Origin of the sequence: Subtercola boreus (genome assembly GCF_003399645.1) — a bacterium.
In the GTDB taxonomy this organism is placed as follows: Bacteria; Actinomycetota; Actinomycetes; order Actinomycetales; family Microbacteriaceae; genus Subtercola; species Subtercola boreus_A.
Genome location: NZ_NBXD01000014.1, coordinates 359140 through 382562, shown reverse-complemented (window position 1 = coordinate 382562; position 23423 = coordinate 359140). Strand labels below are relative to the sequence as shown.

General features: G+C 66.8%; 14 protein-coding genes and 1 tRNA gene. 8 read left to right on the top strand and 7 right to left on the bottom strand.

From position 1 onward, the window contains the following. Window positions 1-74 precede the first annotated feature (74 nt). From gltB to pyk, 3 genes are all read left to right on the top strand, one after another. The gene (gene gltB, locus B7R24_RS07865; protein ID WP_116418395.1) at window positions 75-4652 is read left to right on the top strand and encodes a glutamate synthase large subunit; all 4578 of its coding nucleotides are present in this window, start codon (window positions 75-77) and stop codon (window positions 4650-4652) included. Continuing rightward, window positions 4645-6102 (top strand): glutamate synthase subunit beta, encoded by a 1458-nt coding sequence (locus tag B7R24_RS07860; RefSeq protein WP_116418394.1) that lies wholly within the window; start codon window positions 4645-4647, stop codon window positions 6100-6102. Before gltB ends, B7R24_RS07860 begins: the two co-directional genes overlap by 8 nt. Window positions 6103-6186: 84 nt before the next feature. Next, window positions 6187-7638 (top strand): pyruvate kinase, encoded by a 1452-nt coding sequence (gene pyk / locus B7R24_RS07855; RefSeq protein WP_116418393.1) that lies wholly within the window; start codon window positions 6187-6189, stop codon window positions 7636-7638. Window positions 7639-7710: 72 nt separating this feature from the next. Here the strand turns inward: pyk and B7R24_RS07850 are convergent. Continuing rightward, window positions 7711-7791, bottom strand: a tRNA-Leu gene (locus B7R24_RS07850). A 39-nt stretch (window positions 7792-7830) separates the two neighbouring features. Here B7R24_RS07850 and B7R24_RS07845 point away from each other — a divergent pair. The 4 genes from B7R24_RS07845 (at window position 7831) to B7R24_RS07830 (ending at window position 12431) form a co-directional block, all read left to right on the top strand. Then, on the top strand, window positions 7831-8436 hold the full coding sequence (locus B7R24_RS07845) for an ANTAR domain-containing response regulator (protein WP_116418392.1): 606 nt from the start codon (window positions 7831-7833) through the stop codon (window positions 8434-8436). Window positions 8437-8495: 59 nt separating this feature from the next. Then, complete coding sequence (locus tag B7R24_RS07840) at window positions 8496-8843, top strand: PaaI family thioesterase (RefSeq protein WP_116418391.1); 348 nt, start codon at window positions 8496-8498, stop codon at window positions 8841-8843. A 57-nt stretch (window positions 8844-8900) separates the two neighbouring features. After that, the gene (gene polA / locus B7R24_RS07835) at window positions 8901-11609 is read left to right on the top strand and encodes a DNA polymerase I (protein WP_116418390.1); all 2709 of its coding nucleotides are present in this window, start codon (window positions 8901-8903) and stop codon (window positions 11607-11609) included. A gap of 462 nt (window positions 11610-12071) precedes the next feature. Continuing rightward, window positions 12072-12431 carry a hypothetical protein gene (locus tag B7R24_RS07830; protein WP_147303998.1) on the top strand — a complete coding sequence of 120 codons (360 nt, stop codon included), beginning with the start codon at window positions 12072-12074 and terminating at the stop codon, window positions 12429-12431. A gap of 266 nt (window positions 12432-12697) precedes the next feature. Here B7R24_RS07830 and B7R24_RS07825 read toward each other — a convergent pair whose 3' ends face one another. After that, entirely contained in the window at window positions 12698-13702 is a 1005-nt protein-coding gene (locus tag B7R24_RS07825) for an EAL domain-containing protein (RefSeq protein WP_172582745.1), read from the bottom strand. A 464-nt stretch (window positions 13703-14166) separates the two neighbouring features. On the opposite strand from B7R24_RS07825, the gene B7R24_RS07820 reads away from it, so the two are divergent. Then, window positions 14167-15384 (top strand): DNA polymerase domain-containing protein, encoded by a 1218-nt coding sequence (locus B7R24_RS07820; RefSeq protein WP_116418387.1) that lies wholly within the window; start codon window positions 14167-14169, stop codon window positions 15382-15384. A 138-nt stretch (window positions 15385-15522) separates the two neighbouring features. Here B7R24_RS07820 and B7R24_RS17310 read toward each other — a convergent pair whose 3' ends face one another. The 5 genes from B7R24_RS17310 to B7R24_RS07790 all read right to left on the bottom strand — a co-directional run bounded on the left by B7R24_RS17310 (window position 15523) and on the right by B7R24_RS07790 (window position 23368). Beyond that, a complete protein-coding gene (locus B7R24_RS17310; RefSeq protein WP_147303997.1) occupies window positions 15523-16152 on the bottom strand; it encodes a hypothetical protein in 630 nt (209 codons plus the stop codon). Window positions 16153-16615: 463 nt separating this feature from the next. Further along, complete coding sequence (locus B7R24_RS07805) at window positions 16616-20341, bottom strand: error-prone DNA polymerase (protein WP_116418384.1); 3726 nt, start codon at window positions 20339-20341, stop codon at window positions 16616-16618. A 111-nt stretch (window positions 20342-20452) separates the two neighbouring features. Next, window positions 20453-22120, bottom strand: a complete 1668-nt coding sequence (locus tag B7R24_RS07800; RefSeq protein WP_116418383.1) for a DNA polymerase Y family protein — start codon at window positions 22118-22120, stop codon at window positions 20453-20455. 2 nt (window positions 22121-22122) lie between these two features. Then, window positions 22123-22899 carry a hypothetical protein gene (locus B7R24_RS07795; RefSeq protein ID WP_253259328.1) on the bottom strand — a complete coding sequence of 259 codons (777 nt, stop codon included), beginning with the start codon at window positions 22897-22899 and terminating at the stop codon, window positions 22123-22125. A gap of 127 nt (window positions 22900-23026) precedes the next feature. Continuing rightward, window positions 23027-23368 carry a DUF3140 domain-containing protein gene (locus tag B7R24_RS07790; RefSeq protein WP_116418382.1) on the bottom strand — a complete coding sequence of 114 codons (342 nt, stop codon included), beginning with the start codon at window positions 23366-23368 and terminating at the stop codon, window positions 23027-23029. Between the last annotated feature and the right edge of the window lie 55 nt (window positions 23369-23423).

The following is a 23423-nucleotide window of genomic DNA, read 5'->3' as shown; positions in this document are numbered from 1 at the left end:
ATTTCCCCACTCGGGCCGCCGGCGTCCCAACTATCAGCAACCCGGATGCCAGTCGGCCGGGGGGATGGATTCCTATGGTTGAGCACAGCACCACTGCACGTTTCAGCGCGCACCCCGCGGCGCAGGGCATGTACGACCCAGCGAGCGAGAAAGACGCCTGCGGCCTGGCCATGGTCGCGACCCTCCGGGGTACGGCCGGCCACGACATCATCGACACGGCCCTGGATGCCCTGCGGCACCTCGAGCACCGCGGAGCGGTCGGCTCCGATGCGGGCACCGGCGACGGTGCGGGCATCCTGACCCAGATCCCCGACGAGTTCCTGCGCGCCGTCGCAGGGTTCGAGCTGCCCGAGGTCGGGCACTACGCGGTCGGCAACGCTTTTCTGCCCCTCGACGACGACCTTCGGGAGAAGGTCACGGCCCGCCTCGCCGAGATCGCCGCGGAGGAGGGCCTGTCGGTTCTCGGCTGGCGAGAGATTCCGGTGCGACCGGGCGAGCTCGGGCGGCTGGCCCGCGAGGCGATGCCCGCGATCTGGCAGTTGTTCATCACCGCCAGGCACCACGACGCCTCGGGCGACACGCTCACCGGCATCCAGCTCGACCGGGTCGTCTACCGCCTGCGCAAGCGAGTCGAGCACGAGCAGGAGATCTACTTCATGTCGCTGTCGGCGCGCACGCTGACGTACAAGGGCATGGTCACGACGCTGCAGCTCGAGCCGTTCTACCCCGACCTCTCCGACGAGCGGTTCGCGTCGAAGCTCGCGCTGGTGCACTCGCGATACTCCACGAACACCTTCCCGTCGTGGCCCCTCGCCCAGCCGCTTCGCATGATGGCGCACAACGGTGAGATCAACACGGTGCAGGGCAACCGCAACTGGATGCGCGCACGGCAGTCCCAGCTGAAGAGCGAGCTGCTGGGCGACATGGCTCCAATGCTGCCGATCGTCACGCCCGGCGCCAGCGACTCGGCGTCGTTCGACGAGACGGTCGAGCTGCTCACCCTCGCGGGCCGCTCGCTGCCGCACGCCATCATGATGATGGTGCCCGAGGCGTGGGAGAACAACGCCGACTTCGACCCGGAGCGCCGCTCGTTCTACGAGTTCCACTCCATGCTGATGGAGCCGTGGGACGGCCCCGCCGCTCTCGTCTTCACCGACGGCGACCTCGTCGGCGCGACCCTCGACCGCAACGGGCTGCGCCCCGGCCGCTACCTCATCACCGACGACGGTCTCGTGGTGCTCGCCAGTGAGATCGGCGTGCTCGACGTCGACCCCGCGAAGGTCGTGCGGAAGGGTCGCCTCCGCCCCGGCAAGATGTTCCTCGTCGACACGGAGGCCGGCCGTCTCATCGAAGACGACGAGATCAAGGCGGAGCTCGCTGCGTCGGAGCCCTGGGCCGAGTGGCTCGACCGTGGCCGGATCAACCTCCGCGACCTGCCCGAGCGGGAGCACATCGTGCACACCCCCGCCTCGGTCACGCGCCGCCAGCGCACCTTCGGGTTCACCGAGGAGGAGATCCGCATCCTCCTGACCCCGATGGCGAAGAACGGGGCCGAGCCACTCGGCGCCATGGGTTCCGACACACCCATCGCTGTGCTCTCCAAGCGCCCGCGGCTGCTCTTCGACTACTTCACGCAGCAGTTCGCGCAGGTCACGAACCCGCCGCTCGACTCGATCCGGGAGGAGGTCGTGACGTCGCTCCGCCTTGGCCTCGGTCCGGAGCGCAACCTGCTCGACGCGACCCCCGGCCACACCGGCCAGGTCGTGCTCGACTTCCCGGTGATCGACAACGACGAGCTCGCGAAGATCCAGCACATCGACCCCACGTCGGGCAGTTCGACGACCACGACCATCCGCGGTCTGTACCGCGTCGAGAACGGCCAGACCGCGATGAAGGAGCGCATCGCCGAGATGTGCGCCGAGGCCGACGAGGCCATCGCGAACGGCGCGAAGTTCATCGTGCTCTCTGACCGCGACTCCAACAAGGAGAACGCACCGGTTCCCTCCCTTCTCATGCTCTCGGGTGTGCACCACCACCTCATCCGTCGGGAGACGCGCATGAAGGTCGGCATCATCGTCGAGGCGGGTGACGTTCGCGAGGTCCACCACGTCGCGCTGCTGATCGGCTATGGGGCATCCGCCATCAACCCGTACCTCGCCATGGAGACCTGCGAGAACCTCGTCCGTTCGGGCATGATCACCGGCATCACGCCGGAGAAGGCCGTGAAGAACGTCATCAAGGCGCTCGGCAAGGGCGTTCTGAAGATCATGTCGAAGATGGGCATCTCCACGGTCTCGTCGTACGCAGGCGCCCAGGCGTTCGAAGCGGTCGGCCTCGACAAGGAATTCGTCGCGGAGTACTTCACCGGAACCTCCTCGAAGCTCGGCGGTGTCGGCATCGACGTCATCGCGTCGGAGAGCGCCAGCCGCCACACCGCCGCCTTCCCCGAAGACGGCGCCATCACCGTTCACGAACCCCTCGCTGTCGGCGGCGAGTACCAGTGGCGCCGCGAAGGCCCGCCGCACCTGTTCAACCCCGACACCGTCTTCCGGCTGCAGCACTCCACGCGGGCGCGCCGCTACGACATCTTCCGTGAGTACACCAAGCTCGTCGACGACCAGGCCGCCGAGTTGATGACCCTCCGCGGCCTGTTCAAGCTGAAGACGGATGCACGGCCGGCCATCCCGCTCGACGAGGTCGAATCGGTCGAATCGATCGTCAGGCGTTTCTCGACCGGGGCGATGAGCTACGGTTCCATCTCCGAGGAGGCGCACACCACCCTCGCGATCGCGATGAACCGCCTCGGCGGCAAGTCGAACACCGGTGAGGGCGGCGAAGACACCGCGCGCCTGCTCGACCCTGAGCGTCGCAGCGCGATCAAGCAGGTCGCCTCGGGCCGTTTCGGCGTGACCAGCATGTACCTCACGCACGCCACCGACATCCAGATCAAGATGGCGCAGGGCGCGAAGCCCGGCGAGGGTGGCCAGCTGCCTCCAACGAAGGTCTACCCGTGGATCGCCCGCACCCGCCACGCAACCGCCGGCGTCGGCCTCATCTCGCCGCCGCCGCACCACGACATCTACTCGATCGAAGACCTCAAGCAGCTGATCTTCGACCTCAAGCGCGCAAACCCCGAAGCCCGGGTGCACGTCAAACTGGTGAGCCAGAACGGCATCGGTGCGGTTGCGGCCGGTGTGACCAAGGCCCTGGCCGACGTCGTGCTCGTCTCGGGCCACGACGGCGGAACCGGTGCCAGCCCGCTGAACTCGCTGAAGCACGCCGGCACCCCGTGGGAGCTCGGCCTCGCCGAGACCCAGCAGACCCTCATGCTGAACGGGATGCGCGACCGCGTGGTCGTGCAGGTCGACGGCCAGATGAAGACGGGCCGCGACGTGATCGTCGGCGCCCTGCTCGGGGCCGAGGAGTTCGGTTTCGCGACCGCGCCGCTCGTCGTCTCGGGCTGCGTCATGATGCGCGTCTGCCACCTCGACACCTGCCCCGTCGGGGTCGCGACGCAGAACCCCGAGCTCCGCGCCCGGTTCACCGGCAAGCCCGAGTTCGTGGTCAACTTCTTCGAGTTCCTGGCGCAGGAGGTGCGCGAGTACCTCGCTGAGCTGGGGTTCCGCACGCTGGAGGAGGCCATCGGCCACCACGAGCTGCTGAACGTCGACCACGCCCTCGAGCACTGGAAGGCCGACGGTCTCGACCTGTCGCCCATCCTCGTCGGGCCGACCTTCGCCGCCGACGAGCCCCGGGTGAACCGGCGCCAGCAGCAGCACGACCTCGACAAGCACTTCGACAACCGGCTCATCCGCGATTCGGCGGAGGCGCTTGAGTTCGGCGAGCCGGTCGTCATCAGCCTGCCGATCCGCAACACCGAACGTGCCGTCGGCACGATGCTCGGCCACGAGGTGACGGTGCGGCACGGTGAAGACGGCCTGCCCGACGACACCATCCAGATCACACTGATGGGCTCGGCCGGCCAGTCGCTCGGCGCCTTCCTGCCGAAGGGCATCACCCTGCGGCTCGAGGGCGACTCCAACGACTACGTCGGTAAGGGTCTCTCCGGGGGCCGCATCGTGGTGCGACCGAACCGCGAGTCGACCTTCGACGCCTCCCAGAACGTGATCGCCGGCAACGTCATCGGCTACGGCGCGACCAGCGGCACGATGTTCATCCGGGGCATTGTGGGGGAGCGCTTCCTGGTGCGCAACTCCGGTGCCACTGCCGTCGCCGAGGGCGTGGGCGACCATGCCCTTGAGTACATGACCGGCGGCATCGCCCTGATCCTGGGCACGACCGGCCGCAACCTCGGGGCCGGGATGTCGGGCGGTACCGCCTATGTGCACAGGTTGCGCACCGAGCTCGTCAACACCGACTCGCTCGGCTCCGGTGAGCTGACACTATCGGCCCTCGACGAGAACGACGCTGCGCTCGTGCATTCACTGCTCGCCGAACACGAGTCGGAGACGGGGTCGACGGTCGCCGCAGCGATGCTCGCCGACTTCGATAACACGGTGCGCGATTTCGTCAAGGTACTGCCGCGCGACTATGCGGCAGTACTCGCCACACGCCAGAGCGCCGTCGACGAGGGTCTCGACCCCGACGGAGATGTCGTCTGGGAGAGAATTCTGGAGGTTACCGGTGGCTGATCCCAAGGGCTTTTTGAAGGTCACCGAGCGGGAACTGCCCAAGCGCCGCCCGATTCCGATCCGCCTGATGGACTGGAAAGAGGTCTACGAGGCCGCCGATCCGTCGGAGACACGGCGCCAGGCCGGCCGGTGTATGGACTGCGGCATTCCGTTCTGCCACCACAGCTGCCCCCTCGGCAACCTGATTCCCGAGTGGAATGACCTCACGTGGCGGAACGAGGGCCGACAGGCCATCGAACGCCTGCATGCGACGAACAACTTCCCGGAGTTCACCGGTCGCCTCTGCCCGGCTCCGTGCGAGAGTTCCTGCGTTCTGGGCATCAACCAGCCCGCGGTGACGATCAAACAGGTCGAGCAGTCGATCATCGACCAGGCCTTCGCCAACGGCTGGGTCACGCCACACCCGCCCGAGCGCCTCACCGGCAAGACGGTCGCCGTCGTCGGATCGGGCCCGGCCGGGCTCGCCGCCGCCCAGCAGCTGACCCGCGCGGGCCACACCGTTGCCGTCTATGAGCGCGACGACCGCATCGGCGGGCTGTTGCGGTACGGCATCCCCGACTTCAAGATGGAGAAGAAGCACCTCGAGGCGCGACTCACCCAGATGATGGCCGAGGGAACCCGCTTCCGCGCCGGCATCAACATCGGCGTCGACATCACGTGGGCAGACCTCCGTTCGCGCTACGACTCGGTGATCATCTGCACCGGAGCGACCGTGCCCCGCGACCTGCCCATCCCGGGCCGCGACCTCGACGGCGTGCACTTCGCCATGGAGTACCTCGTGCAGGGCAACAAGGTCGGCGCGGGCGACACCGTCGACGACCAGCTCACCGCCGAGGGCAAGCACGTCGTCGTGCTCGGTGGCGGTGACACGGGCGCCGACTGCATCGGAACCGCCCACCGCCAGCAGGCCCTCTCGGTGACCAACCTCGCCATCGGGAACCAGCCCCCGACCGAGCGTCCCGACGAACAGCCCTGGCCGATGGTGCCGAACCTCTTCGAGGTCGGAAGTGCGCACGAAGAGGGCGGCGAGCGGATGTTCCTGGCCTCGACGGTCGAATTCCTCGCGAACGAGTCGGGTGAGGTTCGCGCGATCCGCGTCGCCGAGACCGAGTACCTCGACGGGCGCCGCGTGCCGAAGGCCGGAACCGAGCGCGAGATCCCCGCCGATCTCGTGCTGTTGGCGCTGGGCTTCACCGGGCCCGAGGGCGACGCTCTCACCCACCAGGTCGGTGCCGCGTTCGACAAGCGTGGCAACGTCGAGCGCGATGAGCAGTACGAGACCAGCATCCCGGGTGTCTTCGTCGCGGGCGACGCCGGTCGCGGCCAGTCGCTCATCGTCTGGGCCATCGCAGAGGGGCGCGCCGCGGCGGCCGCTGTCGACACCTACCTCGAAGGTGCCACCGAACTGCCATTCCCCGTTTCCCCCCGCGACCGTGCAATCTCGGTCTGATCGCGAAAGACTTGTGGCGGGCATCCGTCTTCACTGAACACCCAACAATGCGCACCCGCGCAGGAGCATGGAGCAATTCCAAGAATGAGACGCGCAAAGATCGTCGCGACCCTCGGGCCGGCAACGTCGTCGTATGAAAACATCAGAGCGATCATCGATGCCGGAGTCGATGTCTGCCGCATGAACCTCAGCCACGGAACGTATGACGTGCACGAGGGCATCTACGCCACCGTACGGAAGGCCGCCGAAGACTCCGGCCGCGCCGTGGCCGTGCTGGTCGACCTGCAGGGCCCCAAGATCCGCCTCGGCAAGTTCGAGGCCGGTCCCTACTACCTCGAGCAGGGCGACATCTTCAAAATCACCACCGAAGACGTCATCGGAACGCGCGAGCTCTCGGGCACGACGTTCAAAGGACTGCCGCAGGATGTCGCACCCGGCGATTTTCTGCTGGTCGACGATGGCAAGGTGAAGGTCAAGGTTCTCGAGACCGACGGTGTCGTCGTGACCACAGAGGTCATCGTCGCCGGCAACGTCTCGAACAACAAGGGCATCAACCTCCCCGGCGTGGCCGTCAATGTGCCGGCGCTCTCCGAGAAGGACGAAGCCGACCTCCGCTGGGGCCTGAAGCTCGGCGCGGACATGATCGCGCTGTCGTTCGTGCGTGACGCGGCCGACATCTCGCGCGTGCACGAGATCATGGCCGAAGAGGGCCGTCGCATCCCGGTATGCGCAAAGATCGAGAAGCCGCAGGCCGTCGAGAATCTCGAAGAGATCATCGATGCGTTCGACAGCATCATGGTCGCCCGCGGCGACCTCGGCGTGGAGCTTCCCCTCGAAGCCGTTCCGATCGTGCAGAAGCGTGCCGTCGAGCTCTCCCGTCGCATGGCGAAGCCCGTCATCGTGGCGACCCAGATGCTCGAATCGATGATCTCCTCACCGATCCCGACGCGCGCCGAGACCTCGGATGTCGCGAATGCGGTACTCGACGGAGCCGACGCCGTCATGCTCTCCGGCGAGACCAGCGTGGGGGAGTACCCCGTCATCACGGTGCAGACCATGGCCCGCATCGTCGAGTCCACTGAGGTGCACGGCCTCGAGCGCATCCCCGCTCTCGGCACGAAGCCTCGCACCCAGGCCGGCGCGATCACCCTGGCCGCCTCCGAGGTCGCCGACTTCGTCGGTGCCAAGTACCTCGTCGTGTTCACGGAGTCCGGCGACTCGGTTCGCCGGATGACGCGACTGCGCTCCAGCATCCCGATCATCGGCCTCACACCGGAGCCGGGCATCCGCAACCGCATGGCGCTCTCCTGGGGCGTCGAGTCCTACCTCGTGGACCGCGTCAAGCACACCGACCAGCTCATGGTGCAGGTCGACGACGTGCTGCTCGGCGAGAACCTCGCCGCGATGGGTGACAGGGTCGTCGTGATCTCCGGTTCCCCTCCCGGCAAGGCCGGAACCACCAACGACATGCGCGTGCACATCGTCGGCGAGGGCCACAACCCGCAGAAGCCGAGCCCCGACGAGCTCGACCACTAGGCCTCTGCAGAACGGAGAAGCCCCCTGGGAACATCCCCGGGGGGCTTCTTTCTGTACTCCACTACCAGCTCGTACCGGTGGCGGGACTCGAACCCGCACGTCTTGCGACAACGCATTTTGAGTGCGCCGCGTCTACCATTCCGCCACACCGGCTCGCATCAACACCGTTCAGAATACCGTAGGGTTATCTCTGTGACCGACCAACCTGCCTCCACCTCCGCACCCCGTCGTGTGGTCGTCGCTGAAGACGAATCCCTGATAAGACTCGACATCGTCGAGATCCTCCGCGATGCCGGGTTCGAGGTCGTCGGTGAGGCCGGTGACGGCGAGACCGCGGTCGCCCTCGCCACGGAGCTCCGCCCCGACCTGGTCATCATGGACGTCAAGATGCCCCTGCTCGACGGCATCTCTGCGGCAGAACGCCTGAGCAAGGGCCACATCGCTCCGGTCGTGCTGCTCACGGCCTTCAGCCAGAAAGAACTCGTCGAGCGGGCCACCGAGGCCGGTGCCCTGGCCTACGTCGTCAAACCCTTCACCCCGAGCGACCTTCTGCCGGCCATCGAGATCGCCCTGTCGCGCTACGCGCAGATCATCACGCTCGAGGCCGAGGTCGCCGACCTCGTCGAGAGGTTCGAGACCCGCAAGCTCGTCGACCGGGCCAAGGGTCTTCTCAACGAGAAGATGGGCCTCACCGAGCCCGAGGCATTCCGCTGGATCCAGAAGGCCTCGATGGACCGTCGGCTCACCATGCACGATGTCGCCCAGGCGATCATCGAGCAGCTCAGCGTCAAGAAATAAGTTCGACCATCAACGAGTCCGACGCGATCGCCCTCGGTCGGGGTGCCCTCGCCGAACGCATGGGCATCGAGTTCACTGAGTTGACCGCGGAACGCTCTGTCGCCACGATGCCCGTCGAGGGCAACACCCAGCCGTTCGGGATCGTGCACGGCGGTGCCTACGTGGTGCTCGCCGAGAGCCTCGGTTCGTTCTCCGCCAATCTCCACGCCGGCGAAGGCCGGATCGCGATGGGCATCGAAGTCAGTGCGAGCCACACCGGCTCCGCGACATCCGGAACCGTCACCGGAGTGTGCACAGCCATCAAGCTGGGGCGCACCCTGACCGTGCACGAGATCGCGATCAGCGATGAGGCCGGGCGGCGCCTGTCGACGGTTCGCATCACGAATTTCCTCCGCGACGCCTCCTGACGCGGCATCCATTCGCCCCCCGGCGGGGGTGTCGGGGGGCTCCAGTAGGCTGGGGCTGTGTCCGACAACGAACAGCCCACCCTTCTCATCATCGACGGCCACTCGCTCGCTTTCCGAGCGTTCTACGCGCTTCCCGTCGACAGTTTCACGACCCGTGACGGCCAGCACACGAACGCCATCCACGGTTTTCTGTCGATGCTGCTCCTGCTGCTGAAGAATGAGAAACCCACCCACATCGCTGTGGCGTTCGACATGTCCCGGCACTCCTTCCGCACCGATGAGTACCCCGAGTACAAGGGAACCCGGGGCGAGACCCCGCCCGAGTTCTCCGGTCAGGTACCGCTGCTGAAAGACGCCCTGAAGGCGATGAACATCACCACCCTCGAGAAGGAGGGCTTCGAGGCCGACGACATCCTCGCCACGCTGTCGGTGCAGGGTGCCGAGCAGGGCTATCGCGTGCTGGTGGTCTCGGGCGACCGCGACACGATCCAGCTCGTCAACGACAGGGTCACGCTGCTCTACCCGTCACGGCAGGGGGTCACCGACCTCACGCGCTACGACCGCGACAAGGTGTTCGAGCGCTACGGCATCGAGCCGCACCAGTACCCCGAGATCGCGGCTCTCGTCGGGGAGACGAGCGACAACCTGCCGGGCATCCCGAAGGTCGGCGAGAAGACCGCGGTGAAGTGGCTCAACCAGTTCGGCAGTCTCGACGAAATTCTCCGCCGGTCGGATGAGATCGGCGGCAAGGTCGGCGAGAGCCTCCGCGAGTTCCAGGAGAACGCGGTGCGCAACCGCCGCCTGAACCGGCTGCTCACCGATGTCGAGCTCGAGCATGGCCCGGCAGACTTCGACCGCCGGGCGATCGACGAAGATGCGGTGCGCGACCTCTTCGCCCGGCTGGAGTTCCGCACGCTGCTCGAGCGGGTGTTCAAGCTCGACGGTATCGAAACGGGTACCGGGGGCGCGGGCGGTTCGGGTGGTCCTGGCCCTGGCGGGGTGGGCTCGTCGTCACTCGTCGACATCAAGGCCGTGGTCGCCCCGGTGCCGCAGAACATCGTCGGCGCTGAGCTGGCGGAATGGTTCGACCGGGTGACGGTGGCTGAACCGTTCGGTCTGGCGCTCTCGACCGAGCTGCTCGACGGCAAGCCGATCGGTTTCGGTGTGGCCGCCTCAGACTCGGCGGTCTTCCTGCCGTGGTCACCCGACTCTGCTTCACTTCTCCCGTTCGAGAACTGGCTCGCCTCCGACGCACCGAAGATCCTGCACGGGGCGAAGGTGCAGCTGAAAGCCCTTCTCACGGCGGGTCTCACCGTGTCGGGCGTCGCGTTCGACACCTCCGTCGCGGCCTGGCTCCTGAAGTCCGACACGGCCTCGCCCACCCTGGCCGACCTGGTCGACCGGATGCTCGCAGAGACTCTGCCCTCTCCCGACCCCAACCAGCTCGTTCCCGATGACGACTCCGTGATCGGCCCGGCCGTTCAGGCCTGGTTCGTCGGCAGGGTGGCGCGGGCGCTCGACGCGAAGCTCGACGACGGGTCGCGGTCGGTTCTCGTCGACATCGAGATGCCCGTGCTGGTTGTGCTGGCGCAGATGGAGCTCGACGGTGTCGCGGTGAGCCACCCGCAGCTGTCGGAGCTGTCGGCAGAGCTCACCGCACGCTCGACCGATCTTGCGACACAGGCCTTCGCGATCATCGAGCGGGAGATCAACCTCGGTTCACCGAAACAGATCCAGGAGGTGCTCTTCGACCAGCTCGGCATGCCGAAGACCCGCGCGACGAAGACGGGCTACTCGACCGACGCCGTGTCGCTGGCCGACCTGCAGGCGTCGTCTCCGCATCCGTTCCTCGACCTGCTCCTGCTGCACCGAGACGCGACCAAACTGAACCAGATCGTCGAGACGCTCGACAAGTCGATCGCGCCCGACCGTCGCATCCACACCACCTACGTGCAGACCGGATCGTCGACCGGGCGCATCTCGTCGACCGACCCCAACCTGCAGAACATCCCTGTGCGCACGGAGGAGGGTCGCCGCATCCGCAAGGCCTTCATTGTGGGGGAGTCGTACGAGACCCTGCTCACCACCGACTACTCGCAGATCGAGATGCGCATCATGGCGCACCTCTCCGAAGACGCGGGGCTGATCGCAGCGTTCCAGTCGGGCGAAGACCTGCACCGCTTCGTCGGGGCGCGCATCTTCGGTGTGGCCCCCTCCGATGTGACCTCGGCGATGCGCTCGAAAGTGAAGGCGATGTCGTACGGGCTCGCGTACGGGCTCTCGGCGTTCGGGCTCTCAAAGCAGCTCCGCATCCCGACCGCCGAGGCGAAACAGCTGATGGGCGACTACTTCGAACGCTTCGGCGCGGTGCGCGACTACCTCCGGAACGTTGTGGTGCAGGCGCGCGAAGACGGCTACACCGAGACCATCTTCGGTCGCCGCCGGATGTTCCCCGACCTCAACAGCGGCAACCGGGTGCTGCGCGACAACGCCGAACGCCAGGCGCTGAACGCTCCGATCCAGGGCACGGCCGCCGACATCCTCAAGATCGCGATGGTCAATATCGCCGCTGACATGGCATCGCACGGGCTGCAGTCGCGAATGCTGCTGCAGGTGCACGACGAGCTGGTGTTCGACGTCTATCCGGGCGAGTGGGATGCCCTCGCCGCCATCGTCACGGCCCGCATGTCGACGGCCGCCGACCTCAAGGTGCCCCTCGACGTGCAACTCGGCCGCGGCCAGAACTGGAACGAGGCGGCCCACTAGGGGCACCCTGCCGTGACGCCGCCGGGGAGCCCGACCCTCTTCAGCACGGCACGGTGTGCGCGGGTGCTCGCTCCGACCCTCAGTGGATCTGCGGTGACTCAGGCACGTACCGCCTCCATCGTGTATTTGGACTCGGCCCCATTCGCCACCTAAATCACGGTACAAGGTGGCTCGCCCGCGACGGTGCGACCCCCCGCAGCCGCCACCGCACTCGCAGATCGACACGATTCTGCAGATGCGCACACGTATATGGCGGGGATGCCCGATTTCATGTCCGTTCGGCATCGCGGTCGCGCTTCAGCGCCGCTGCATGGGCAGTGTGGCCTGTTTGTTAGCGATGGCTCTTTCTAAACTGTCCACATGCACAGAGGTCGGAGGAACGCCGCCGAGACGGTGACTGGCGAGGGTCGGTTGCGAAGACGAACCGTGGCGGCTTGCGTTCTGCTGGGTATAGGAGTGGTGATGGCTGGCTGCACGAACACCGTGAATGGTGTCGAGGTGCAGTGGGAGGGTCCGAACAGTCGTATCGTCAACGCTTGTGCCGAGGTATCGATAAGGGCAGGCGAAGCCATCCCGAGTACGATCACTGTCGGCGAAATCAGCCTGCTCGAGCTCGATCGCCAAACGCCGACGGTTGGCGAGTGGGACGTATCAGGGGTCACGACGATCACATCCGAGGGAAGCCAAACGATTGCTGGCGAGTGGAAGTGCCACGCAACCGTTGACTGCGTGGGCGGAAAATTGAGTGCGGAAATCAGGGTGTATCGGTATGCAAGCCAAGTCGTCGAAAAACCGTTGAACACATTGGCAGGCCAAATCTGAGGCGCATCCGAAAGCGACTCACGTTCAGAGCGTCGAAATTGAGGTACCCAGAGAGCCGGGCGTCACGCTCGGTTCGAGCGCGCCCCCCTGTTGAGCACGGGAAGTTGCCGGGCCCAGGTGCCGCAGACTCGGGGGTTCAGTTGAGTACAGCATCACTCACCACCGGGGTCTGCCGGCTTGCGCCTCGCTAGCATTTCTAGGCCGCCTCTGAAACCAGCGCGGGCGACCAGACGGGTGCTTTGCAGACGTAGCTTTGCGCGAACTGGTCAGAGGTAGGACGTGAGCGATTGCGCCGCGGACAAGATGGTGGGCCGGTCGTGGGTGACAACGAAGTCGAACTCCGTCGCTTCGTCGGTTGATTCAGGGTTCTCCCGCGCGGCGAGCAGGACTTGGTATCGGGCGTTCACAATGATGAGGTCCCATTCGAGGGAGAGCGGATCGTGGCGGGCGAAGGTGTGAATGCGCAGATCGGGGATCTCCTGAAGGCTCGTTTCGGAGATGTCCACGGGGTGGGTGAAGGCGAAGACGTAGCTGAGGTTACGGGCCAGAGCCGAGTACAGCTCGATCGTGTTCGGGGTGAGGTTCGTGCTCTTCTGGAACGTGGACATCACGACCGTCGCCTCGTCGCAGTCGAACGCACAGGTCTCCAGGATATGGCTCGTCTTCAGGAGCTGGGTTCGGCTCGCTGTTGCGACCTGGCCGCGGCGGGCGGCGATCAGGAACGGTGTCGTTTGCGGCGCGGTTGTCCGCGGTTCGGCGGCGAAACGGATGCCGGCCGGTTCTTGAGCGTCAGCCAGTGATGAGAAGTAGGTGCCTTCGCCGAGGGTAGCGCCGAACGCGGCGGCGAGCAGACGATCGTCTTCAGTGGTGACTCCGCTGGCGAGTACGACAGCAGGGAGTTCTTCGGCGTAGCCGCTGAGCGCGTTGTAGGTCTGCGACGACTGGAAGTCGGGTTGGCGTTGAAGCGCCGGGAGATTGATCTGAATAAGGTCTGGTTGCAGCAACGGAAGAACGGCGACCGAGGCAGGAGACTCGCCGACGTTTGCGAGAGCGATGCGGTTGCCAGCGGCCCTGAGGCTTTCCGCCTGCCGAAGAAGTTCACCGGGTCCGTTCGAGTGGTTCAGCGTGAGAACGGCTACTACAGGGGAGTAACCCGGATCGGTTGGTGACGACGTGACGTAGTCGATCTCGACCAGCTGCGAAAACGCTGGAGCCTGCGTCAGCCCGCCGCGGGTGCGGGCTGCGAGCGGGTAGGACGTCACTAGATCCATGACGGTCGCTACGGTCTTGAGGGCTCCTCGGGGAGGGATTGGGGGAGCGGGGTGAAGGCGTTGTTCGGGCACGGGCGCTCCTCGCCAGCCAGACTCGGACGCCATGACTGCTTCGCTCAGCATATGGGACACAACAACGCAGCTCCCAGTCCTGGCCGCATTGGTCCAGTTCGCAAAGAACGATCGATCATCAGTTGCGCCGTACGCGCCCAGGCAGCCGAGGGTAGGCCGCGTACCGAATCAGTGACCCTTTGCGGGGTCGATTCGAGTTTGAGCGTCGGTCGCGGGGGCGACGGCCCTCCAGGAGGTCATGCGGCCACCTTCGGCGAGTCCCGCGGGAGCACCTGAGAGCCGTGGCACACGGCGCCGATGACACAGCCGGCCGCGGCGACGCGAACCGGTGATCTGCGGCCTCGACTGCTACCCGCTTCCGCCCCCACACCGCCCGGCGGTAGCGTTTCAGCATGAGTGCAGCGAAGACGCCAGCCGCCGTGGTCGAGATCGGTGGCGAAAAGGTGCGCGTCACCAGCCCTGACCGCGTGGTCTTCCCTGAGGTTGGGCTCACGAAGCTCGACATCGTGAACTACTACGTGGCCGTCGCCGAGGGCGCCCTGCGCGGGGCCGGCGGCCGGCCGATGGTGCTGAAGCGGTTCGTGAAGGGCATCGACGAGGAGGCCTTTTTCCAGAAGCGGGTGCCTGAGAACCACCCGCCCTACATTGACACGGCGACCCTGCACTACACCCGCGGCACGTCGGCCGAGGAGACAGTCGTGCGCTCCGCGGCCGGCTTGGCGTGGGTGGCGAACCTCGGCTGCCTCGATCTCAACCCGCATCCGGTACGCGCCGAAGACCTCGACCACCCCGATGAGTTGCGCGTCGACCTCGACCCGATGCCCGGTGTCGACTGGTCGCAGATCGTCGACGTGGCCTACATCGCCCAGGAGGTGCTGGCCGACTATGAGCTGGTGGGCTGGCCGAAGACGAGCGGGTCGCGAGGCCTCCACATTCTCGTCCGCATCCGCCCCGAGTGGAGCTTCGCGGAGCTGCGGCTCGCTGCGGAATCGCTTGCGCGAGAGGTGGAGAACCGCGCCCCGGGGCTGGCTACGGCCAAGTGGTGGAAGGAGGAGCGAGGCGAAAGCGTGTTCGTCGACTTCAACCAGAACGCGAAGGATCGCACCGTTGCCTCGGCTTATTCCATCCGTTCGCTCCCGGATGCCCGGGTCTCGACCCCGGTCGAATGGAGCGAGGTGCGCGCACTGAAGCCCGAGCAGTTCACCGTGGCCACCGTGCTGGAGCGCTTCGCCGATATCGGCGACCCGCACCGCGGAATCGATGAGGCGGCCGGGTCGCTCGAGGGTCTGCTCCGCCTCGCTGCGGAGCTCGGTCCGTCTGAGAAGCCGCCCCGGGGCCCCGACGGGTCAGGTCGCCGATCGTCGACGATGCCGCTCATCGAGGTCGCCCGCACCAAGACGAAGAGCGAGGCGACGAAATTGTACGAGCAGTGGTGCGCCGGGCATCCCGATGCCGCTGCCGCCCTTCATCCGGCCGATGTGCTGATCGACGGCATGAGGGGCTCGAGTTCACTCTGGTACCGTGTGCGGGTGAATCTGCAGCACGTTCCGGAAGGCATCCGCCCGGCCCAGGAGCCGCTGCTGGCCGATTACGACCCCTGGGCGCGATGACGTATCTGGCCACAGAGGCAGAACCGCGCCGGTGGGGGAGCGGGCCTCGAGCCAGCTGTATCCAATCCAGATAAGCGCACTGAAGAAACGAAATCGTCACACCGCGTGGCGGACCATCTCTGAGGTGGATCTGACTTGTCAGCGGACGGTGGTTTCGTCGCTCCAGTCGGTGCCGATTTCGGTGAGTACACGGTTACATCGGCGCGCTTCCCTGAGGCTGAGGATGGTGACGAAGAGCACGGTGACAAGTTCGAATGCTTGAAGCGCGAAGGACCAACCGCCCAGTGTGCGAGTCGTCGATCCGCCTAGTCCGATGAGCCCAATGCCCATTCCGATGAGGGTTGGTAGCACGATCCGTGTTGAACGTCGCTGCCACAGCAGCATCGCCCGAACGAGCGGCGCCGTGGACGGTGTCGTCTCTTCTTTACCCCGCATCTGTCTGGTGATAGTGGCCCGTTGTCGTTTGGTCAGGACAGCGAACGGGCGTTCAGCGTCCGCGGTGATGTTGGGGAGCAGTTCGTGTCGGCGTCGTCCCCTAGCCCAATAGATGACGGCGATCACGAACCCTATTGCTGCGAGCAAAAACCAGACAAGGCTCTGCGGATGAAAAGCGGAAGGTGCAGCTAGGAGCGTCCACAGGAAGGAAGAACCGACAACGAAAGCTTGAAGCGAAAGGCCGGTAACGGTGGCGCCGTGCTGGACGAGGTGTTCAGCACGGTGTTGGGCGAGCTCCAGGTTTTTGGCTGGTACCGGCGCGGTTGATTCCACGGCTCGAGTCAACCACGAAGGGGACGGCAGGTGTAAGCCTCGGCTGGCTACCGGCCTTAAGCGTCGATGATGCGTGCGTTCGCTGGGATGGAAGCGGTGCTAGGTCGAGCGATGCCCGGCGAGGTGTCCATGGAGTGGCTGCACTCACTCCGGCTCCGGTCGTTCACCACCGTGAGCGCCTTGCCGTTCGGCGACGTCGAATCCCCAGTCACGCACACGCATCTCACTTCGGCTGCAGCCGACGTCCTGGTGCAGCAGGCGTCGAGAATCTCGACGTCGCCCATGTTCGTGGACCGAGCAGGCGGCTCACTCGCGCGATCGCGACGTGGTTTTACTCTCGCACTGATGATCACGGCGACCCGCTCTACGGGGGCTCCCGTTACATGTCACGATTGCCACACCTGCCGGGTGGCGGTGCAGCCGCGGCTGTGACGGGCGGGACAGCGCGAGCGGGACGGGCAGGTCAACGGAAGTCGCGGGAGCGGGTGGGTGCGCCGAGCGGCAGGAGTTCGATGCGGTCGGCGACCAGGTTGATGATGCCGTCGTCGGTGCGCTCCAGGATGCCGCGCACCACCATCGCCGGAGCCTCCCGCGCCACACGGCGGTAGCGGGTCCATACCCCCACGCTGCAGATCACGTTCAGGATGCCCGTCTCATCCTCGAGGTTCACGAACGTGATACCACTCGCCGTCGCGGGGCGCTGCCGGTGCGTCACCACGCCACCCACCTCGATACGCCGACCGTTCTCGCACGTCTGTACCCCCGCGATCGACAGCGCTCCCCGCTCATCGAGCCAGTCGCGCGAATGCGCCACGGGGTGATCGTCGGGGGAGATACCCGTGCTCCACAGGTCGTAGACCACCTGCTCGGTGGGGCTGAGCATGGGCAACAGCGGAGGTTGCACGCTGACGTGGGTGCCCTGCAGAAACTCGGGTCGATCCTGTGCAGCGTTTCCGGCCTCCCACAGCGCCTCGCGCCGGGTGAGGTTGAGGCTGGTGAACGCGCCGGCCGAGGCCAGTGCCTCCATCTGCGCGGTGTTGAGGTCGTTGCGTCTGGCAACGTCGGCCATGTCGATGTACAGGCCGCCCCGGTCGCGTTCAGCGACGATCTGCTCGGCCACCTTCTTGCCGATGGACGTGATCTCGTCGAGCCCCAGGCGCACATCGAGGTTGCCGTCACGCCGATGCTCGGCGTAGTCGGCCGGAACCGACCGGTCGAACTTCTCACTGGGCAGGTGCCCCGCCGTGTGCAGGCACTGCTCCATTCCCGTTGCCGCCGTGACACCCACCGCGCCGTCGCCCCCACCCGAACCCTCGCTGCCCGCACCCGCACCGCCCGCACCCGCACCGCCCGCGCCCGCGCTGCCCGCACCGCCCGCACCCGCACCGCCCGCGCTGCCCGCACCGCCCGCGCCCGCACCACCCGCACCGCCGGCGCTCGGCTCGAGGCCCGCCTGCACACCCGACCGCTGGATGTCGGGGCGGTGCACCACGACACCGTGCCGCCGGGCATCCGCCACCAGCGTCTGCGGCGAGTAGAACCCCATCGGCTGGGCGCGCAGCAGTGACGCGAGGAACGCCGCCGGATAGTGCAGTTTGAACCACGAACTCGCATAGACCAGCAGCGCGAAGCTGTTCGAGTGGCTCTCAGCGAAGCCGAAACTCGCGAACGCCTCGATCTTCTGGTAGATCTGCTCGGCCACGTCGGGTGCGATGCCGTTCGATGCCATGCCCGCGAAGAGCTTTTCCTTCAGCGACGAGATCTTCTCGATGCCGCGCTTGGACCCCATCGCCCGGCGCAGCAGATCGGCGTCTTCGGGCGTACAGTTGCCCACCGCCTGGGCGACCTGCATCAGCTGCTCCTGGAAGAGCGGTACCCCGAGGGTGCGCTCGAGCGGCTCCTCGAGCAGCGGGTGCAGATAGGTGACCGGCTCCTGCTTGAGCTTGCGCCGGATGTACGGATGCACGGCCCCACCCTGGATCGGCCCGGGCCTGATGAGTGCGATCTCGACGACGAGATCGTAGAACTTGCGCGGCTGGAGCCTCGGCAGCGTACCCATCTGCGCCCGACTCTCGACCTGGAAGACACCGATCGAGTCGGCCCTGCAAAGCATGTCGTACACACCCTGCTCCTCTTTGGGAATGCTCTGCAGGCTCCACTCTTCTCCGAGGTGCTCGCAAACCAGGTCGAGGGAGTGCTGCAGGGCAGAGAGCATGCCGAGCCCCAGCAGGTCGAACTTGACCAGGCCCATCCACGCGCAGTCGTCCTTGTCCCACTGCAGAACGGTGCGACCATCCATTCGGCCGTTCTCGATGGGGCAGACCTCTCCGACGGGCCGATCAGTGAGCACCATCCCTCCCGAATGGATACCCAGGTGCCTCGGAAACCGCAGCACCTGCTCCGCGAGATCGATCACGTCGGCGGGGATGTCATGCTCCTCGCTCGCAACCTTCGAACCCCACCGCTCGATCTGTTTCGACCAGGCATCCTGCTGCCCGGGGCTGTGCCCGAGCGCCTTGGCCATGTCGCGCACGGCGAACTTCGGCCGGTAGGTGATGACGTTCGCGACCTGGGCGGCGTTTCGGCGCCCGTACTTCCTGTAGACGTACTGGATGACCTCCTCCCGTCGACCCGAATCGAAATCCACATCGATATCAGGTTCTTCGTCACGCATACTCGACAGAAACCGTTCGAACGGCAGCTTGTAGAAGATCGAATCGACAGCTGTGATGTCGAGGATGAAGCAGACCGCCGAGTTCGCGGCCGATCCACGCCCCTGGCACAGGATGCCCAGCCGCCGTGCCTCGTGCACGATGTCGTGCACGATCAGGAAGTAGCCGGGGAAGTCCTTCTGCTCGATCACCGCGAGTTCGCTCTGGATGCGCTTCAGAACGGCATCGGAGGCGTTCGGGTAATGGGTCGGTATGGCATCGTCAACCAGTTTTCTCAGCCAGGTCATCGGGGTGTGCCCCGCCGGAACCTCCTGCCGGGGAAGTCGTGGCTTGGCCGTACGCAGTTGGAACGAAAGGTCGTCGGCCACTTCGACCGTTCGTTCGACCGCTCCCGGGTAGCGCGCGAAGCGGGCCGCCATCTCGGCCCCCGAACGCAGGTGCGAACCTGCGGATGCCGGCAACCACCCTTCGAGATCGTCGAGGCTGCGCCTGGCCCGAACGGCGGCGAGGGCCTGCCCGAGGGGGAACTGCCGTGGAGTGGCGTAGTGCACGTTGCCGGTCGCGACTGTACTCACCCGGTGCTTCAGGGCGAGCTCGTAGAGGGCGTCGTTGGCATCACTGTCGAGCGGGTTGCCGTGGTCGTACAGCTCGACGAGCACGTTGTCGCGACCGAAGAGCGCAACCAGCCGGTCGAGCTCGCGGGAGGCGCCGGGCAGCCCCTCTGCGGCGAGGGCCTGGCGCACCATCCCTTTACGGCAGCCCGTGAGCACCATCCAGGCGGACTCGCCGGAGCCGTCGCCGAAGGCGCTGCCCCCAGCCGGATCGGCACCCCCCACGCCAGCCACATCGCGACCACCGCCCCGACCACGACCGCCCCGACCCCCGCTGTCGGTTCCGTGCCACCCGCCGACCGCCTCACTCCCGTCGGCACCGCTGCCGCCCCGCGCCTGGTCGGCGAGCTGTTCGAGGTTGTAGAGCGGGCGCCCCTTCTCCGCCTTCACCGCAAGCTGGCCTGTCGTGATCGCACCGGAGAGTCGGTGGTACCCCTCTTGCTTGCGCGCCAGGATGACGAGGTGGCTGCCTTCGGGGTCGGCCATGCCGTTCTGCGGTTTGCTGAGGCCGAGGGAGAGTTCGGTGCCGAAGATGGTGGAGACGCTCGGGTAGGCCTCTGCCGCCTCGGCCAGGTGCACGACCCCGTAGAAACCGTCGTGGTCGGTGAGAGCGAGGCCGTGCATCCGGAGCCGGGCGGCCTCTTCCAGCAGCTCTTCGGGTGAGGATGCGCCGTCGAGAAAGCTGAAGTTCGAGTGGGCGTGCAGTTCGGCGTACCCGACGAGCGGGCCGTCGTCGAGCTGCAGCTCCGCCTTCGGCGGCAGGGTCGGCGGAACATACGGCATCCGCTTGCGGGAGTACGCCGGCCCGTCGCCGCCGTCTTTGCTCGGATCGTCGCCCGGACGCCGCATGTCAGAGAGCCGTCGCTCCAACTCCGACCACGGAATCGGCGGATTGTTGAACCCCATCAGCGCTCCTCTGCCGCGGGTGAAGTGGGTAGCGCGGCAGTGGGCGCGGTGATGGGCGCGACTCGCCGCCCGGATGCCGGGAGCGCGGTTGGCCGCACCGGCAAGGTGCCCTCAGTCATAGCGGGCCTCCGCCCACCAGCCGTGCTCGTGCAGCGCGAGCAGCCACGCCGTACCCGAGGCATCGACCACTTGGAAGCGGTGGAACGACCGCGCGACGGCCTGGTCCCACCAGCGCTCGTACACCGGCCAGGGGCCCGCCCACGCGGCAATGGGTTGCTGTCTCTCCACCGCCGCGAGACCCCCGCCCGCGCCGCCGCCGTGCGCCGCACCACCACCCATGCCGCCCGCGCCCGCAACACGACCCACACCCGCACCCGCATCACTCACCGCGAACAGCGCCGGCACGCACGTCAGCGACCCGCGGTCGGTCACGTCGACCGGCCCGCCATCGTGACCCTGCACCGTCACGGCCCGCGGCTTCTCGAACACCGTCGATGGTGCCGGCAAGGGGATGCTGCCGGGCCACGGATGCTCGTCACCGGCCCCGCCGCGTGGATCACCCCACGGGATCATCACCTGTCGCTCCACGACGCCTCGCCCGCCGGCGATGACCGCCGTCATGACCGCGCCGTGGCCGAGCAGGCTCTGCACCCGCGACAACCCATGGTGGATGCGGTCGTCGGGCGTGCTGCCCCAGAGCCCTGTCTCGTAGTTGCCGATCGAGTCGAGCCCCTCAGGGAGCACGCGCACCCGTGAGATCGCCGAGGTGAGCGCTCCTGCGCCGGCACCCGTGCGCCCCTGCACCTGCCAGCGGATGCGGTCGAGCACATCGTTCGCACTGAACCACCGCGGATGCCCCCACCCGCGATCGTGTACCAGCCCATTGTCGGTGTGCAGTTCGACCCGGATGCTCGTGCAGACCAGAAGCGCACTGGTGAGTTCGTCGACGAACCGTTCCGCCGCCGTTCGAAAGGCGAAGGTGATCTGGTCGACACGATCGAGCGGCGGTTCGAAGGCCACCTCGATGTCGCGCAGCTGCGGGGGCAGACGAGGAACCACCCGCCGCACGTCTCTACCGCTGGCGAGCGTGTGGGCGTAGACACCTGTCTCGCCGAAGCGGGCACGCACGTCTCGGAAGTCGAGGGCGGCGAACGAGCCGAGCGTGGTCAGCCCGAGCCGACGCAGCAGCATCGACAGGTTCGAGTCGCCGACGGCTTCGATGGGATGATCGGCGAGGAACTGCGGCGAACCTCCGGCTTCGACGATGCGGATGCCGGTCTCACCGGGCATGCGGGCGAGCTGTTCTGCGGCGAACCGGCCGTCGGCGACGGTGATGCGGGCATCTTCCACGCCCAGCCCCACCAGTGCGGTGAGCAGCACCCCTGCCGCCGCCCTCTCACCACCGTAGTAGCGAGCGGGGCCCCTGGCCGCCAGCGCGCACATTCCGGGCCGCAGCAGCTGCACCCCGGGCATCAGCTCCTCGACGGCCAGGGCGACGGGCTCGAAGCTCCGGTAGTCGAGCGCAGGGTCGTAGTCGAACGCCATCAGGTCGACGCAGGCCGCCTGCGCCTCGCGGATGCGCTGGCCCCGCCGCACGCCCTCCGCCCGCGCGGAGGCGGAGCAGGCGAAGACCACCCCGTGTTCGACGAGGGCGATGCGTTCCTCGACGGGGATGCCCTCGAACTGCGCCAGCGCGCGCACCGGCCAGTCGGGGCACCAGAGCACCATCGTGCGGGTGGCCTGGCTGTGCCGCACCGCGGTGTTCTCGATGAGGGTCATCGTCAGCCCGCCAGTTCTTGGGCGTCGGCGAAGACGCGTCCCGCGCCCCAACCGCGAGGCACCCGCACCGGCGCGACCACAGCAGCAGGCACGGCACCAGGCACAGCCGCAGGCTCCACCGCCCGCACCTGCTCCGACGCGTCGGGCAGCCAGAGCCGCGCCGAGCGCTTCTGGCCCATGAAACCCTTGCCCACGGCGTTCACCGTCACCTGGCGGCTCGCGAGATGCCCGTGGCCCTCACCGATGCCACCCCACGTGCTCTCGGTGATGCGCAGTGTCGCGTCGCTCTGCGGCCAGCCCCCCAGCACGATCAGCGTCGCCTCTCGCTGGCGGATGCGTGCCGCGAGCCGGGCGGCGAGAGCGTCGCCGAGCCGCGGGGGAGCCACGGTGACCACCACCGTCACCACGTCGATGATGGCCGAGACGACCGTCAGCCACTGGTCGCCTGGGTGCGGCACGAACACCAGCCGTTCGAGGTCGACCCCCGACCGGCTGGCCGCCTCCGCCCCGAAGTCGGGCAGGCCGACCACCCCGCACCAGGCCCCGGCCGCCGAGGGGCCGGCCATCAGGGCCATCACCAGGGCGTTGGAGCCCTCGACCGAATAGGCGGAGCCCGCCTTCAGCGCTCCGCCGGGCAGCAGGGGCGCGAGTGCAGGTGACGTCTGTAGGCTGCGGGTCTCGAGCTTCGTCGTCTGCATCTGCCGGATGCGCTCCTGCAGATCGCGCACCGAAGGAGCCGCGGGGGCGGCATCGGCGAGGAGAACAGCGGGTTCGGACACCCCCCAATATTCGAACATATGTTCGAATAAGTCAACCGCTCGAAAGCGTTCGAACCCGACATCCGAGAGCCGTCGGAAGCAGCGCGCAGAGCTGATTCAGACAGTGCCAGAGACCCCTGACATCCCCTTATTTCAGCGGATCGTGGCCCCAGTTCATGAGGGAGAATCTCCAGCGGGTGTCGGTGATATCGCCGTCGGGCCGCTGCTTCAGATGGCGGTGCACGTAGCCCACCACCTTCTCCATGTGTTCGTAGTCGGCCGCGGTGAACTCGGCCTGCTTCTTGTGCAGCAGCGTGATGATGTGACGCCCACTCCGGTGCCCGACCGACTCATTCGAGTCCTTCTTCTGGCCCACGGCTTTCGAATCCTCGGTCTGCAACCATTTCTCCAGTTGCGACGCCGTCATGTTCACAACGGAGTGAAAATCTCTGAGCGTCGCCCTGTCGCCCGAGTCATCGTGTTCAGCCATTCCAGCAGTATCCGCCGGTGGGGAAAGCGCTACAACCGCTTGTCAAGCCATCCGC